This is a genomic window from Vibrio sp. VP6, assembly GCF_028823755.1.
Lineage (GTDB): Bacteria > Pseudomonadota > Gammaproteobacteria > Enterobacterales > Vibrionaceae > Vibrio > Vibrio parahaemolyticus.
Genome location: NZ_JAPEID010000023.1, coordinates 34,864 through 50,628, shown reverse-complemented (window position 1 = coordinate 50,628; position 15,765 = coordinate 34,864). Strand labels below are relative to the sequence as shown.

General features: G+C 44.5%; 14 protein-coding genes. 9 read left to right on the top strand and 5 right to left on the bottom strand.

From position 1 onward, the window contains the following. Positions 1 to 63 precede the first annotated feature (63 nt). Positions 64 to 273 (bottom strand): cold-shock protein, encoded by a 210-nt coding sequence (locus tag OU793_RS15215; protein ID WP_005375625.1) that lies wholly within the window; start codon positions 271 to 273, stop codon positions 64 to 66. 367 nt (positions 274 to 640) lie between these two features. On the opposite strand from OU793_RS15215, the gene OU793_RS15210 reads away from it, so the two are divergent. Then, complete coding sequence (locus OU793_RS15210; RefSeq protein ID WP_005482651.1) at positions 641 to 934, top strand: alternative ribosome-rescue factor A; 294 nt, start codon at positions 641 to 643, stop codon at positions 932 to 934. 28 nt (positions 935 to 962) lie between these two features. Here the strand turns inward: OU793_RS15210 and OU793_RS15205 are convergent, their stop codons facing one another. After that, positions 963 to 2,306 (bottom strand): PAS domain-containing methyl-accepting chemotaxis protein, encoded by a 1,344-nt coding sequence (locus OU793_RS15205; protein WP_031846892.1) that lies wholly within the window; start codon positions 2,304 to 2,306, stop codon positions 963 to 965. Positions 2,307 to 2,780: 474 nt separating this feature from the next. On the opposite strand from OU793_RS15205, the gene OU793_RS15200 reads away from it, so the two are divergent. From OU793_RS15200 to OU793_RS15165, 8 genes are all read left to right on the top strand, one after another. After that, the gene (locus OU793_RS15200; RefSeq protein ID WP_024701407.1) at positions 2,781 to 4,223 is read left to right on the top strand and encodes a diguanylate cyclase; all 1,443 of its coding nucleotides are present in this window, start codon (positions 2,781 to 2,783) and stop codon (positions 4,221 to 4,223) included. Positions 4,224 to 4,339: 116 nt separating this feature from the next. Continuing rightward, positions 4,340 to 5,086 (top strand): outer membrane lipoprotein-sorting protein, encoded by a 747-nt coding sequence (locus OU793_RS15195; RefSeq protein ID WP_005461962.1) that lies wholly within the window; start codon positions 4,340 to 4,342, stop codon positions 5,084 to 5,086. 40 nt (positions 5,087 to 5,126) lie between these two features. Continuing rightward, positions 5,127 to 6,356 (top strand): ABC transporter permease, encoded by a 1,230-nt coding sequence (locus OU793_RS15190; RefSeq protein ID WP_140103553.1) that lies wholly within the window; start codon positions 5,127 to 5,129, stop codon positions 6,354 to 6,356. Further along, a complete protein-coding gene (locus OU793_RS15185; RefSeq protein ID WP_140369601.1) occupies positions 6,346 to 7,581 on the top strand; it encodes an FtsX-like permease family protein in 1,236 nt (411 codons plus the stop codon). The genes OU793_RS15190 and OU793_RS15185 overlap by 11 nt, the downstream gene beginning before the upstream one ends. Continuing rightward, positions 7,581 to 8,294: an ABC transporter ATP-binding protein gene (locus tag OU793_RS15180; protein WP_005498410.1), complete on the top strand. Its 714-nt coding sequence runs from the start codon at positions 7,581 to 7,583 to the stop codon at positions 8,292 to 8,294. Before OU793_RS15185 ends, OU793_RS15180 begins: the two co-directional genes overlap by 1 nt. After that, the gene (locus OU793_RS15175) at positions 8,287 to 9,504 is read left to right on the top strand and encodes a hypothetical protein (RefSeq protein WP_140103555.1); all 1,218 of its coding nucleotides are present in this window, start codon (positions 8,287 to 8,289) and stop codon (positions 9,502 to 9,504) included. The genes OU793_RS15180 and OU793_RS15175 overlap by 8 nt, the downstream gene beginning before the upstream one ends. 144 nt (positions 9,505 to 9,648) lie before the next feature. After that, positions 9,649 to 11,649: a methyl-accepting chemotaxis protein gene (locus OU793_RS15170; RefSeq protein WP_180793895.1), complete on the top strand. Its 2,001-nt coding sequence runs from the start codon at positions 9,649 to 9,651 to the stop codon at positions 11,647 to 11,649. Between the two features lie 214 nt (positions 11,650 to 11,863). Further along, complete coding sequence (locus OU793_RS15165; RefSeq protein ID WP_005461991.1) at positions 11,864 to 12,343, top strand: Dps family protein; 480 nt, start codon at positions 11,864 to 11,866, stop codon at positions 12,341 to 12,343. 111 nt (positions 12,344 to 12,454) lie between these two features. On the opposite strand, the gene OU793_RS15160 is transcribed toward OU793_RS15165, so the two are convergent. The 3 genes from OU793_RS15160 to yiaY form a co-directional block, all read right to left on the bottom strand. Then, the gene (locus OU793_RS15160) at positions 12,455 to 13,063 is read right to left on the bottom strand and encodes an HAD family hydrolase (RefSeq protein WP_023624696.1); all 609 of its coding nucleotides are present in this window, start codon (positions 13,061 to 13,063) and stop codon (positions 12,455 to 12,457) included. Between the two features lie 133 nt (positions 13,064 to 13,196). Further along, positions 13,197 to 14,273, bottom strand: a complete 1,077-nt coding sequence (locus OU793_RS15155) for a PQQ-dependent sugar dehydrogenase (RefSeq protein ID WP_180793896.1) — start codon at positions 14,271 to 14,273, stop codon at positions 13,197 to 13,199. 164 nt (positions 14,274 to 14,437) lie between these two features. After that, complete coding sequence (gene yiaY / locus OU793_RS15150; RefSeq protein WP_005461954.1) at positions 14,438 to 15,586, bottom strand: L-threonine dehydrogenase; 1,149 nt, start codon at positions 15,584 to 15,586, stop codon at positions 14,438 to 14,440. Positions 15,587 to 15,765 lie beyond the last annotated feature (179 nt).

The following is a 15,765-nucleotide window of genomic DNA, read 5'->3' as shown; positions in this document are numbered from 1 at the left end:
ATTTGCTTTGGGCAAAAAAATAGCCAGCTTAAAAGCTGGCTATCATATCAAATTCTTTAAGAATTAAAGTACTTTGATTTGCTCTGCTTGAGGGCCTTTTTGACCTTGAGAGATAACAAATTCTACTTTCTGGCCTTCAACTAGAGTACGGAAGCCGTCACCAGTGATTGCAGAGAAGTGAGCAAATACGTCAGGACCGTTTTCTTGTTGGATGAAACCGAAGCCTTTAGTTTCGTTGAACCACTTAACTGTGCCAGTAGCTGTGTTAGACATGTCTATTTCCTAAATATCTAAATTTGTGTAATCTTTCGCCTCAACGGCGCTTATAGCGTGGAAAAATAAATTGCTATTGCGTACCACAGGACGACGGAGTTACAAGAAATCCAACGAAATGTGAAAACAAAGAACTTTCTTTCTAGCCGTGTTTGAGTCTAGGTTAAATCCTGTAGGAGTCAACATATATTAGTGCTTTATGGAGAAATATTTGTATTTAGTCACTATTTAACCGGCATGTTTTTGATTAAATTTCAAATAAATGACGTAGAAGTGAAGTTTTTAAGCATAAAATACGAGGAATTCTACAAATTTGACTTCTTTATATAATTATTGTCCAATCTGGTTCGACCATTAAGGAGGATTTATGGCAAAAGCAAAATGTAATCCTCAGCCGAATGAATTTAACAAAGACACCGAATTCGGCAGAGGCGAGATTAAAGACAATGCGCTAAAGGCAGTTGTTACCAGTCAGTTGTTCAGAACCCGAGTCGTCAAAGCGAAAAAAGGCAAAGGCAGCTTCAACCGTAAAATGAAGCACCGAGGCAAAGAGCCCTATTCAAAGTTCTCACCAAAGTGGATTTTGAATAGGGCTTTTTTCATGCTCAGAGTCAAAGAATTGTTTGACCGAAAAGTTTCTGTTCAGGCCTATTGCCCATAAAAATCAATACTTAGCTGTCAAGTTTGCGCTAACCATTTGATGCTGAATTCAGATGGAGATGAGCATCCTGATTGACGATAGCTCTCAGCGCGCTGATCGACTCAACTGTTAGGTGTGAACCTTCATCGATTGATTTCATAAACTCGTCCACTTCTAATAGTTTCGACATCGAACTAAGAAAGCCCTGGTTGATGACCTCGATGAATGAGCGAGTTTCGGTCGTTAGGGATTGGTTGCTCAGAACTACGTGGTTGATTTCATCAATCGACGTGCTGGTTCGAGTTGCTAAAGTTCTCACTTCATCCGCAACCACTGCAAATCCTCGTCCATGTTCACCAGCTCTAGCTGCTTCAATCGCTGCATTTAGAGCTAGGAGATTTGTTTGTGAGGCGATGCTGTCGATCACTTTGACGATTTCAGTGACTTGCTGCGAGGTTTTAAATAGCTCTTGAACTTTATCGTCACAAGCGGTGACGGCACTCAGTACTTCTTCAATCATGGTGCGAAACTCATTCAGAGAATGTTCTGCGCCGCAGACGTTTGATGTGGCTTCTTCGCTGGCATTTCTCGCGATAAAAGAAGAGTCGGCTATCGCTTGAGAGATGTTTAAATCCCTTTGAACTTTATCAGTGATGTCAGATGCAAATTTGACGACTTTGATGACGTTGCCCAACGGATCGAAGATGGGGTTGTAAGTGGCTTCAATGTACACTTTGTCACCTGAGGCTGAACGCCTTAAAAATTGTCCGGACTTAAACTGGCCGGCGGCGAGATCTTTCCAAAAGCCGGGATTTTCTTGGTAAAAATCGTCAAAGCAAAATAGTTTGTGATGTTTTCCTTGAACATCGCTCAACTCGTATCCCAAGGTTTTTAAGAAGTTTTGGTTGGCGGTCAGAATGTATCCTTCACGGTCGAACTCAATCGTGGCTAGAGACAGATCTAACGCATTCAAAATGGCTTCTTTTTGCTCTGATTCTAGCCTCTGTTGTGTCACGTCTGACGCGATCTTGACTACTTTTTCAATTTGTCCGTGTTCAGATTCAATGGGAAAGTAACTGGCTTCAAGTACCAGTCTTTCACGTTGCGAGGTTAGACGCTCAAACGTACCGCGTTTATGCTTACCCATTTTTAAGTCATCCCAAAATTGTTGGTATCGAGGGGACTGAACATAGCCTCGGTCACAGAAAATCGAATGATGTTTTCCAACAATCGCTTCTCGTGTGTATCCGACACAAGAAAGAAATAAATCATTTGCATTGAGAATGATGCCTCTCGTATCAAACTCAATCATTGCCATACTATCGGATAAGCCTTTGATGAAGCGGTTGTATTCACTTTCTGCTTCTTGGTTTCGAGTTCGCAAGCCAAACATTTTGAATTCCTTTTCTAAATGAGCTTTTCAAGAATTTAGCTTTCGCTATTTGTTCGATGTAAGTATTTGTAAATAAAGTTGTCAGTATGTAAATTTAGGCGTGCATGTGCATAAAGCAAATGGCAGCAGAGTCAATTTGTCGCGTTTTTGGCGAATGTTTGATGGCTTTGATTCGCGTTTGGGAAATAACTGTATGCAAAACAAAGGGGTGGACGGTCACTTCTTCACAAGATGTCTAGAAAATTTCTTTTTAAGAAATTGTTCAATTGAGCTTATTAATGAAGTGTACATAAACAAATTAGTGACTTCGTATTCAAAGTAAGAATAACAAAAAAGTACCAAATTCGTATTAAAAAGTACTAATTTAGATTCATATCAATAAGCATCTCATTTCGTTATTGATAGGTCTGCTATATCTTTATTTGAATCAAACAGCAGACATTGTTTTCAAAAAAAGACTGGTGAGTAGTGGGTATGGCATCAACAAGTTTTAGTACTTATGGTTACAAGTGCACTAGGGCGTGTACTTCGTTGTTATTACTATGGCTTGCCATGTGTTCGTACAGTTTCGCTCATCAAACTAAAGTCGATACATTGATTGTCACCAATTCTAAGGCTTGGAAGCCGTTCTCATATGTCTCACAAGATGGTGAACCCAAAGGCATTCTGATTGACTTCTGGCGAGAGTATGCCGAAAGAAATCACGTTCGTGTTGAGTTCCTGCTGCTCGATTGGGAAGAGTCTTTGCGTGCAGTTAAGGAGGGGCGTGCGGATGTTCACGCTGGTCTGATTTACTCTGAGGCTCGCGATAAGTACCTTGATTTTGGTGCGGTTATCATGCCTATTCAAACCAAGTTGTACGTCAATAAAGATATGCTAGCCGTTGATATTAAGGGCGTGCTTACTGGAGAGGTAGAGCTTCCTATTGGCTTGGTAAAAGGCAGCTATGAAGCGGAATTTGTGCGTGCCAACTACCCAAGAGCATCGCTAGTGGAATATTTAAATAACGATGCGATGATCCGAGCTGCCGTCGAGAAAAATATCTTGTACTTTGTCGCCGATTTGCAAGTGGCTAACTTCCACATGGCGACAACACCAGATGCAGGCATGTTTGTGCCTACCCTCAATCTGTACAGCAAAGATCTGCGCATTGCGACAGGCGAGCACAGTTCGGTTCCAGTAACGAAAATCTCCCACGACTTTGAAAAAATCATCGACTCAGACAAAGAACGGATCCTCAATCGTTGGAGTTTAGTCAAAACGGTATATCCCATTTACCTGTTGCCAATTGCCATTTTCATCATGGTTATTGCCACGCTTTACCATATCTTCGCCCTTAAGCGAATGGTGACTCTACGAACAAAGCAGCTCACCTTAGCAAATCAACAACTGCTTGAACTGACGCTGACGGATCCGCTCACCAAACTTTATAATCGCAGGCATTTGATCGAGCGATTGGCAACGCTGAGTTCATTGCAAAAAAACGTAACCGTGATGGTGTTTGATATTGATGACTTTAAATCGATAAACGACAAATACGGCCATTTAATCGGTGACCAAGCGATTGTCGCTGTTGCCGACACGGCAAAATCGCTGACTGACGAACGAATAACCTTAGCGCGAATCGGTGGTGAGGAATTTGCGTTGGTGACTGCCTCTCTATCTGAAAAAGAAGCTGAAACGCTTGCAAAGGCGATTTGCAGCTGTGTTTACGATCGACCTGTTTTACTCAATGGGCAAGCGATCCATGTCAGCGTGAGTTTGGGTTGCGCCTATTATCGCGAGTTCAAAGGCATCATAAACTTGCACGAAGCCGACCAACTCATGTACTGCGGCAAAATGAATGGTAAAAACTGCGCGATGTTCAAAGTGATCGATAAAAGCAAAGTTGAGCCTCTTCTTCGTCAGGTGCCTTAAGTTTTTGCGTAGTGAATCGCTATTTCGATTTTTCCTCTTGCTATACTCAATTGAATTTCAAGTTTTTATTGCCGCTTTTCGTTTCTGAGATTAGCTCAAAGACTTAGAGGAAAGTTATGCCAAAAGCTGTCGCCGTTCTGTTTTTCCTGCTTTTTACTTCACTTTCGTATGCCGAAAGTGCTTTCGATATTGTCCAAAAATCAGACCAAGCAATGAGGGGAAAATCCAGTTATAGCGAGGCAACCATGGAGATCGTTCGTCCTGATTGGACACGCTCTATGACGATGAAAAGTTGGACAAAAGGCACGGAGTTGTCGCTCGTGTTGGTAACCGCGCCAGCCAAAGATAAAGGCAGCGCATCGCTAAAGCGTCATAGAGAGATGTGGAACTGGGTGCCGAGTATTGAGCGCATAATTAAAATCGCGCCTTCTATGTTGAGCCAATCTTGGATGGGGTCGGATTTTACTAATGATGATCTGATCAACCAATCATCAATCGTTGTGGATTATCAACACGCTTTACTCGGCAATGACAGCTTTGAGGGGGATAAAGTCTGGGTCATCGAAGCGACGGCTAAACCTGATGCGCCTGTTGTTTGGAACAAAGTTACGTTATGGATTTCTCAGTCGACGTATTTGCAACGCAAAGTGGAATTTTATGATGAGTTCGATGAACGAGTGAATGTGTTAACGACTTACGACGTTAAAGAGTTAGGCGGTAGAAAGATAGCGACGCGAATGGAGATGAAACCCGTCGATAAACCGGGGAATAAAACCATTTTTACCACGCATCAGGCACAGTTTGACTTCGATATAAATGATGACTTTTTCTCGCAGCAGCAAATGAAATCCCTGCGTGATTAACTTGCGGTAGAGACGAACAAAAGAGAGGGGTGAGAAGCGGATGCTCATCAAACTTGCATGGCGCAATTTATGGCGGCAAAAAAGGCGGACGTTACTGACGGCCACTGCTCTCGCGCTAGTGCTTTTTCTTTCCTTACTCACCAGAGCCTTCCAAGAAGGTAGCTACAGTTCCAACATCAAAAACGCAGCAAAGTTTTATACTGGGCTTATTCAATTGCAAAACCCTGAGTTTGGCGACTCATCTAGCATTGATGATGTGCTTCCTCAAACCGATACTTTTATTTCAGCATCTAAAGCGAACTCTGATATCGATGTCATTCTTCCGCGTGTTGAATCTTTTGCCTTAGCGGCGAAAGGGGAGCGTTCGAAAGGTGTCATGGTTCTAGGCGTTGATCCTGAATCAGAAAATGCGTACTCCCACATTAGTGACAAGTTGGTTCAAGGTGAGTTTATCGCCTCTGGGCAAAATGCGGTTTTGGTCGGTGGCGGTTTAGCGCAGTATCTTCGCTTGAAGATTGGCGATGAGTTGGTGTTGTATGGCGCTGGGTATCGTGGTCAGACGGCTGCGGGGTTGTATCGTGTCGCTGGAATTTTGCATTTCCCGTTACAGCAGTTGGATTCCCAATTGGTTTATATGCCTCTCGATACTGCTCAGACATTGTATTCACTTGATAAACAAGTGACGGCATGGGTGCTCAATACTTCAAATTTACGCGTATTGCCCAGTGTGATTGAGCAATTAAAGCGAGATTACGGCAATAGCGTCGCCGTAAAAGGCTGGCAGGAGTTATCGCCGGAGCTTTCTCAACAAATCGCATTAGACAAAGCTGGCGGGATCTTCCTCATCTACATTCTGTATGGCATCGTTGGCTTTGGTCTATTCGCGACCATTTTGATGACGACGTTAGAACGCCAGCGTGAATTTGCCGTGATGTTGGCCACTGGGATGCTCAGGAGCAAGCTGATTGGTTTAATTTCAATTGAATCGCTTTTCATCGCCATTATTGGCATTGTTTTGGGTTTGATCGTCAGTGCACCTGTGCTTGGCTACTTCTATTTTAATCCCATTGAAATCACTGGAGAAGCCGCTCATGTCATGTTGGAAAGTGGTTTTGAGCCCATTGTGCCAGTTTCTCTCGATCCTCACTTGCTGCTTAACCAAATTATCGTGGTTCTCATCATCTTATCCTTGTGCCTTGTCTACCCGATGATTCGTCTCCTTCGTTTACCTATCGCCAGTGGGCTGAAAGGGGGCGCGCATGTTGATTAAATTGGCTTGGCGTAATCTTTGGCGGAACAAACTAAGAACGTCCATCATGCTTGGCGCGATGGTGTTTGGTTTGATGGGTGTTGTCGCCATGATCGGATTTATGAATGGTTTAGTGGACAGCATGATCAAAAATGCGATTGCTTGGCAAACCAGCCATTTGCAGATTCATCAAAGTGCTTATCTCGTTAATCCTGAACTGAAAGACACCATACCTGACTCGCAAAGCATCGTGACAACGTTAGACAAGCATCAAAGCGTGAAAGCCGTATCGGAGCGGTTTCTCGCCGATGGCATGATCGCTTCTGCTCGAAGTTCTCGCGGTATTCGTATTAATGGTATTCATCTTGAACAAGAGCAGAAGATAACGCCGCTTTCTGAGCATATCATCGATGGTTATTGGTTGGATGAAGAGGGCCGGAATCCCATTCTTGTATCGCAAAAGACGGCGAAAAGATTGAAGCTACGGGTCGGTTCAAAAGTCATTCTGACGCTTTCCGATATCAATGGGGATGTCTCTGGCGCTGCGTTTAGAGTGAAAGGCATCTTCAAAACACCGTCCACGACCTTTGATGACGGCAATGTGTACGTCCGTAAAGCTGACCTAGAGAAAATCGCAGGGGTAGCAGGGGCGCATGAAATCGCCATTTTGCTCAACGCCAATGATGACGACGTGTTGCAAAATACGGTGTCGTTTACCCGAACCTTGATCGACGATGGTTCAGGAAAGCCGTTAACGGTAAGAACATGGCTAGAAATTCAACCCCTGCTTTCAACTATGATGAGCTCGATGGATATCTCCAACCAAGTCATGCTGGTGGTGTTCGTGTTGGCTATGACGCTTGGCATCATCAATATCATGCTTATGTCGGTGTTTGAACGAACCAGAGAATTCGGCGTGCTGATGGCAGTGGGCATGCAGCAACACAAAATTCGTATTTTGATCACGTTAGAAACCATGTTCCTTGGTTTGACGGGATGTGCTTTAGGGTTATTTGGCAGCGCTGCCATGATAAAGCTTCTCAGTGTGACGGGATTGTCGCTTGGAGGGCTGGCCGATGGTTTAGGTGCATACGGCGTCGATACTCTGCTTTATCCCCGTGTTTCGTTTTACGAATATCAAATGATCATTGTAGCGATTTTTATGGCCAGTCTGTTTGCGGCTCTGTATCCCGCACGACAAATTCTCAAGCATCGACCGGCTGATGCCATGGGGGAGAAGACCTGATGACAATTAAACTTGAGCGACTGACGAAAACTTATAATCCAGACAGTGATTTCCCTGTGCATGCGGTACAACACGTTGATTTAGAAATAAAACAAGGAGAATTTGTCGCCATCATGGGGCCTTCTGGCTCAGGTAAAACGACATTGCTCAATATGCTTGGCGGTATTGATGCTCCAACTTCAGGCAGCGTTGAAATCGATGGGTGTTTAATTTCAGAGATGTCGGAGAAAGAGCTGATCGCCTATAGACGAGACAATATTGGTTTTATCTTCCAAGACTACAGTCTTCTTCCTGTTTTGACCGCGTTGGAAAACGTCGAGTTTGTGATGCAGTTACAAGGCAAAACGGAACGAGAATGCCGAGAGCGTGCCATGTCTCTCCTTGATCAAGTTGGTTTAGCTCAGCAGATGCACAAACGTCCGAGCAAAATGTCGGGTGGCCAGCAGCAAAGAGTCGCTGTCGCACGGGCACTTGCACCTAAGCCTCGCTTTGTCATGGCAGATGAACCGACCGCCAACTTAGACGCAAAGAGTACTTCGGAGTTACTCGACATCATGGAGCAACTGAGCGAACAAGAGGGCACGACATTTATTTTCTCGACTCACGACCCGAGGGTCATCAAACGAGCCCATCGTATTATTGTTTTTGAAGACGGACGCCTCGCGAGAGATTTCGCCAACATCGGTAGCACGGCAGAGAAGTTTCATGCGTAGCGGCTTACACATTCGTTTTTCTCCGCCATGGATGGTGGTGGTTAATCAGGCATTAAGCCTTTCCTTGCTTGGCTTTTTCAGCTTTTGTGCTGTTGCCAATATTCCTGGTTTACAACCTCAAAAATCTTGGAATTTTGATGGTTATATTAAGTATATGGCGACATACAGCATGCCAGATGATCAAAGCAATACGCTCGATCATCTGCTGCACAATCGTCTGAATTTTGAATACCGTTTTTCTCCAAACTGGCGTGTTAATGTTGGCTTGCGAAACCGAGCTTTATGGGGCGATGCGTTAGACATTCCTCAATATCCCGAACTTGTCGCGCTAGATAATGGCTACTTTGATTTGAGCAAAAACTGGCGCGAAGACGACGTTATTCTGAATTCTCAATTTGACCGATTGTATGTGAGCTGGAAGAGCGACGATTGGAGTGCCAGTGTCGGGCGTTTTCGTATTAACTGGTCCATGAATACCATCTGGAACCCTAATGACGTTTATAACGCGTACTCGATTTATGACTTTGATTATGAAGAGAGAGCGGGCACCGATGCCATTATGGTCAGCAAAAAACTTGGTTTTGCCGACGGTTTAGATTTGGTGTTTTCTCCTTCACAAGAATCTGGGCAAAACAGCGCTTCGCTGCGTTATTTTTCAAATGTTTCTGGGTGGGATTATCAAATTATTGCAGGTCGAGCACGGACGGACTACATTCTTGGAGCTGGATTTGCGACCGATGTTTACGATGCAGGGCTGCGAGGTGAGTTAACTTGGTTTGATCCAATAGACGCTGAATATCAAGGTGAGCCAACGCAGAATAACACTGTAGCGAGCTTAGAAGCGGATTACAGTTTTGGTGGTGTTCGTAACTGGATGACAAGAGGGGCTTGGCTGTTTATCTCGAAACCTCAAGATGCCAACAGCGCGCTTGCCTATCTCAACTTGCCGCTGAACGCTAAAACCCTGAGCTTTACTAAAAATACCTACTATGCCGATGTGAGTTTTGATTTAACCGCATTGAATCGTTTCACACTGTCAGCCAGCTACTATGACGATGGTTCTTACTTTGCTGGCTTATCAAGTAATTATTCTTTAGCTACCGACTGGCAACTGCTCACTGTATTACAACGTTTTTCAGGCAGTGGAGACAGTTTGTTTGGCGAAACACCAGCCACTTTGTTGTTTGCGAATATTCGATACAGCTTCTAGCTTTGCCATGTGGTCAGTCGTTGTCTCTGAATACGTTTATCAATGGCGAAGAATGCCTCGTTTTTAAATGCATTTTGATACATTGATTTAACATTTACGCAAATGTCGTTATATTTAAGGCTCATCGTTGTCAGGAGTTTATGGATGAACCTTACAATATCAGGGAAGTTGCAGCTCAGTTTCATGCTGTTAGCCGTCGTATTTATCGCATCTGCGATTTTTACTTACCGTAATATCAACATAGTTGAACAGCATGCATCATCATTATTGAGTTCCGATTTGCCGACTGTTGATACCAGTCGTGGAATTCAGCAATCGGTTCAAGCTTCGTTGTCTTCAATCCGAGCGTACATGTTATTGGGAAGTGATGAAGCCGAAGGTTTGCGTTTGAGTCAGGAAGTGCAAAGTATCATGGCATCAACGGACGATGCATTGCCAACCTTGCAAGCTCTGATTTCGGAGTCAGATTTCCAGTCGGTTGATCAGCAATGGGAAGCGATGAAAGTGTCACTGTCTCAGCTTATTGAGTTGAGCCACAGCGCGGAAAATCTGCCAGCGCATAATCTGTTTATTAACGAAGCAGCACCCATTGCTGAAGTCGCGCTCGACCAAATTCAAAGCCTAATTAATGAAGAGTCAGGCAATGAAATGGGCGGTGAGCGTAAGCGTTTGTTTAAAGTCTACGCGGACAGTTACACCTCTCTAGCCAATGCTCTCTCGGCACTGCGTGATTTCCTGTTGTACGGACAGCAAACACATCTGGAGAAGTATCAAGACCTGATCAAATTCCACAACCAATCGGTCGCAGAAATCGACGCTAAACTGGATATGTTGTCAGACAACGACCAATCACTATGGTCATTGTTTAAAGAGATGCAACAGCTGTATTTCCCCTTGGCTGAACAAGTGATTACGCTGCGTAAATCAGATGAATGGAACAAAGCAAATTTGCTAATGGCAAATGAGTTGTTACCCGCGGCAAACGCGTTAAATCAAAGCCTAGAAACGATTGTGTTGGCTCAGCAAGCTAAAGCGGATCAAAGCGGTGTTGGCATCAGTCAATCAATCAAAAATGTGCTTACGTCGATGCTGGTGGCAGCATTACTGGTCGTGATTGCGGCGATTGCGACTTCAAAATACATGGGAAATACCATTGGACGCAGAGTCCAGCGATTATCAGAACGAGCGAAGATTATAGCCTCTGGCGATATTTCTCAACCGCCATTGAACGTTGTTGGCAAGGATGAGCTGGCTGACCTTACGAGCTCTATCAATCGCATGAACGAGTCACTGGCAGGCATTGTTGCAGGTGTAAATGGCAAAGCGAACCAAGTGGACACCAGCATGGGTGCGCTTCTCGAATCGGCACAAGTGACATCCAATAACGTTGAACAACAACAATCCAATATCTCAGAAATGGGGCGTCAACTCGAAGAGATTGCCTTTGCTGCGAGTAATACGTTGGATCAAGCTAATCAATCGGTGCAAAAGTTGTCAGATTCAAAAGATGAGATAGAACAAGGTCGTGACGCACTTGAGCAAAATAAAGCGACCATGGAAAGTTTACACAGCAGCATAGAAAGCGCCAGCACCCAAGTTACGCAGTTAAGCAAAGAGAGCGAAGCAATTGGCCGCGTGACGGAAGTGATTGAAGGGTTAGCAGAACAGACTAATTTGCTGGCACTCAATGCGGCAATTGAAGCGGCGAGAGCTGGTGAACAAGGGCGAGGTTTTGCTGTGGTTGCCGATGAAGTGCGCATGTTGGCGACAAGAACCACGCAATCGACGACAGAAATCAACGGTATAATTAACGCAATTCAGCGTTCAACTCACACGGTGGTTCAGGAAATTGAACACAGCCAGTCATTGGCAGAGCAAGGTGCTGAACACATCGATAATGCCGTGACGAAATTGGTTTCAACGACAGAGCAGATCGGTTCTCTAAACGAGAAAATGGCAGAATTGGCCGCTGCTGCCGAGCAGCAATCCCACGCAACGCAATCCATAAATGGGTTAATGGCAGGCATTACACAGTCGGTCGAAATGGTGGCGAGTAACAGTCAGCATGCTTCTGAGACGTCGTTGCAAGTGAAGCAACAAGTCACCGAGTTGAATCAACAAATGGCCATGTTTAAAACGGCTTAGACCCCCAATGAATGCCCCTCGACCATGAAGAAATACAATGGTCGAGGGTTTCAAATATTCTACTACTCACATAACCTAATTGCTCATTGAGTTTAGTTATTAAAGCTATAGTTAAAACCAAATTTCCTTCCTCACCGCTCAGATCTAATATGACTCCATCGGCAGCAAACACTGCAAAAGAATTTTTAAACTTTACTCTCCAAGGAGCAAGATTATGAGCAAACAAGTAAGCTTAATTGGTCTAGATCGTCAACAATCAGAACAACTAGCACAACAACTGAATCAGCTACTTGCCCACTACCAAGTGCTGTACATGAATACACGCGGTTATCACTGGAACATCAAAGGCCACCAGTTTTTTGAATTGCACGTAAAATTTGAAGAGATCTACACAGATCTTCAAACCAAAATTGATGAACTTGCAGAACGTATTTTAACGTTGGGTTACACACCAGCACACGCGTTTAGCCATTACTTAGAATCAAGCGAAATCAAAGAGCATCAAAACGCGACAGCGGGTGAAGAGTGCGTGAAAGGCTTGGTTGATGGTTTTGGTGTTCTGCTTGTTAAACAGCGTGAGATTTTACAAAACGCTGGTGAAGCAGACGATGAAGGTACTGCGGCACTGATGGGTGACTACATCCGTGAGCAAGAAAAACTGATGTGGATGCTTAACGCTTACCTACAAGGCTAAGTTCAAACATTTACATACGATTCGGGAATAAGCCAAAGGAGCACATGAGTGCTCCTTTTTTTGTCTCTGAGAATTGGCAATCTGATTCGTTGAGCTTTTCGGACAAAGGGATCAGTGCGCTGATTCAAAGTACGCCAGCAAATCGGACAGTTCTCTCACCGCAAGTGATGCCGAATTTTGAAATTGTTCGGTGATGCCGTGATGCACTAAACAAGACGGCATTTGTGCATTGTACGCAGCTTGTAAATCGTAAAGGAAGTCACCGACATACAGCACTTCATTTGGCATCAAACGCCACTCCTTGGCGAGCACTTGTAGCGATAAAGGATCGGGTTTTGGTGGATAACATTCACGCGTGATCACTTGCTCAACGGTGATTTGGTTATGTTCCAATTTTCTTTGTGTCGCAATTAGGCAGTTTCGCGTCACGATGGCGGTTTTAATCGCTTTTTTCTCCAAGTAGTTCAGCAATTCATGACAGCCAATCATCGGGCTAGACTGTTCAGCATCGGAAATCTCGTGGTCAAAAATGACATTATGTGCATGCTCTTTGTGATGCGGGTGATCGATGCGCTCTACGAAATCCAATAAATCTTCTGTTTGAGGGCAACCGAGTTGCTGACGAAGATCTTGAAAGTTCATATCTGAACTGACGAGCGTGTTGTCTAAATCGAAAATGACGGCTTTTATTCTTTCAAGTTCTAGTGGGAAGGGAATCATAGTGGCCTCGTACAACTTAACCAAACTATCGTTATAAAAACAAAAGGTTATTGTTAAGTTTAGATTCTTCTGGCTAAGTTGTACGAAAATAAATCACTGATGCATCACAAATCGAAAAAGCGCTGCACAGTTCTTATTGCTCTGTTAAGCGGAAGATTTTGCCGCTGTCGGTCGAAAAGTAGATATAGCCATCGGGGCTTATTGTGATATCTCTGATTCGTTCTCCAAGCTTTTCCAGTAAGCGTTGCGATTCTGTGAGCTTGCCATCGTTAATGCCGACGACATTGATATGAGTGAGCTTTAACGCTCCAACTAATATTTTGCCGTCAAGTTCTGAGTATTTATCCCCGCGATAGAGCACCATATTGCTTGGAGCGATAGAGGGAATGTAAACCAATTTGGGGTCTTCCATTCCTGCCAGTGACTTCGCTTCACCCACATCAAGTGGGCCCCAATATTCTTTCCCTTGTGAGACTCTTGCCCAACCGTAGTTCGCCCCTTTTTGAATTAGGTTAATTTCGTCACCTCCACGCGGCCCATGTTCAATCGACCAAAGTTGATCTGTCTCTTTGTCGTAGAACAAACCTTGTGGATTGCGATGCCCGAAACTCCAGATTTCAGGCTTTGCCTTAGAGGAAGTAAAAGGGTTATCTGTTGGCACCGTGCCGTCTAGATTCAAGCGTAGTATTGAACCTGCGTGTGTTTGAGTATTTTGCCCGTTGTCTCGTTCACCGCGATCGCCAATCGTGAAGTAGATCTTGCCATCAATAAACGCGATTCGACTGCCAAAATGTCGGCCAGTATCGGTGATGGCATCGGCGATGAAGAGATCTTTCCAGCCAGTTAGTTGCTCGCCACTTAGCGTTGCGGTGGCAAGTGCGACGGTGTTTCCTTTCTGGGGTCGTTTGCTGTAGGTGAAATACAGCTGTGGCTTTTTCTTATCGATATTTGGGGCGAATGCGACATCAAGTAAACCGGCTTGTCCACTGATGTTAACGTTCTGAACACTATGAATTTTCTGGTGTTGACCTGTCATCACATTGAGCAATGAAATGGTGCCATTTTTCTCGTTCACTACTATGCGTTGTGAATCGATAAATTCAATGCCCCAAGGGACTTGAAACCCATTGGCAACCTCATCAGCTTGGTATTGCGCAGCATGAAGTGAAAAAGATAAACAAGCGAGCAGGGCGATGGTTACAATTCTCATGGGTCCTTCCATGTTGAAGTGCGTGGATGCTTTAAAAGCTAACACTAAATGGCGAGATCCCCAAATGATGAAAAGCTGCAGCGAGCGGTGTATGAAGATAAAAATCCCCGATACTAGATCGGGGATTGAGTTAAGGTGTTAGAGATGAATCTGTCTTTCTGCGATTACATTGCCGCTTCGAAGATTGCAGAAATCTCTTCGTGAGTTGCTTGTTTCGGGTTAGTGAAACCACACGCGTCTTTCAATGCGTTGTCTGCTAGTGTTGGGATGTCTTCTAGCTTCGCACCAAGCTCTTTAATACCAGCTGGAATACCAACGTCTTTTGCTAGCGCAACGATAGCGTCGATCGCTGCCGCAGCACCTTGCTCTGCCGACATACCTTCTACATCCACACCCATCGCTTTTGCGACATCACGTAGACGCTCTGGACATACTTGCGCGTTGTAGCGTTGTACGTGAGGAAGCAAGATTGCGTTACATACACCGTGTGGTAGGTCGTAGAAACCACCTAGCTGGTGCGCCATAGCGTGAACGTAACCTAGAGATGCGTTGTTAAACGCCATGCCAGCCATGAACTGTGCGTATGCCATTTGCTCACGAGCTTCTAGGTTTTCGCCGTTTTTCACTGCGGTGCGTAGGTGCGCTTGAATTAACTCGATCGCTTTGATTGCAACAGCGTCAGTAATTGGTGTTGCCGCGATAGATACGTACGCTTCAATCGCGTGAGTTAGCGCGTCCATACCTGTTGCCGCCGTCAAAGACGCTGGCTTAGCAAGCATTAATTCTGGATCGTTTACAGAGATAAGAGGCGTTGTGTGTTTATCAACGATTGCCATCTTAATGTGACGCTCTTCATCAGTGATGATGCAGAAACGGGTCATTTCAGATGCAGTACCTGCTGTGGTGTTGATTGCGATTAGTGGCAGCATTGGTTTTGCTGATTGATCCACGCCTTCGTAATCGCCGATTTTGCCGCCGTTAGATGCAACCAGTGCGATGCCTTTTGCACAATCGTGTGGTGAGCCACCACCAAGTGAAATTACGAAGTCACATTCGTTCTCTTTTAGAAGAGCTAAGCCATCATTAACGTTGGTGATTGTAGGGTTTGGTTGAGTGCCATCGAACACAACGGTTGCTACGCCGCGTTCAGTAAGAAGATCTTGAACCTGTTTTACTACGCCGATTTGGTTAAGGATCTTATCCGTAACGATCAAACCTTTCTTAAAGCCTTGAGATTGGATGCTGTTTGCTGCGTCTTTTAGGCAGCCAGCGCCCATTAGGTTTACCGTAGGGATAAAAAATGCACTTGTCATATTGGATTGCTCCGTTGTTATTATTAATAATCTTTCATAATTTGCCATTTAACTGTCGCACACCCCTTTCTAGAACGAAATTGATCCAGAGCAAGTTTACCCATTTAGGGGTACTTTAAAGGAGGAAACTGTGACAGCGATCTTGTTGCACAGTGTGGAGGTGCAACACAAATACAACG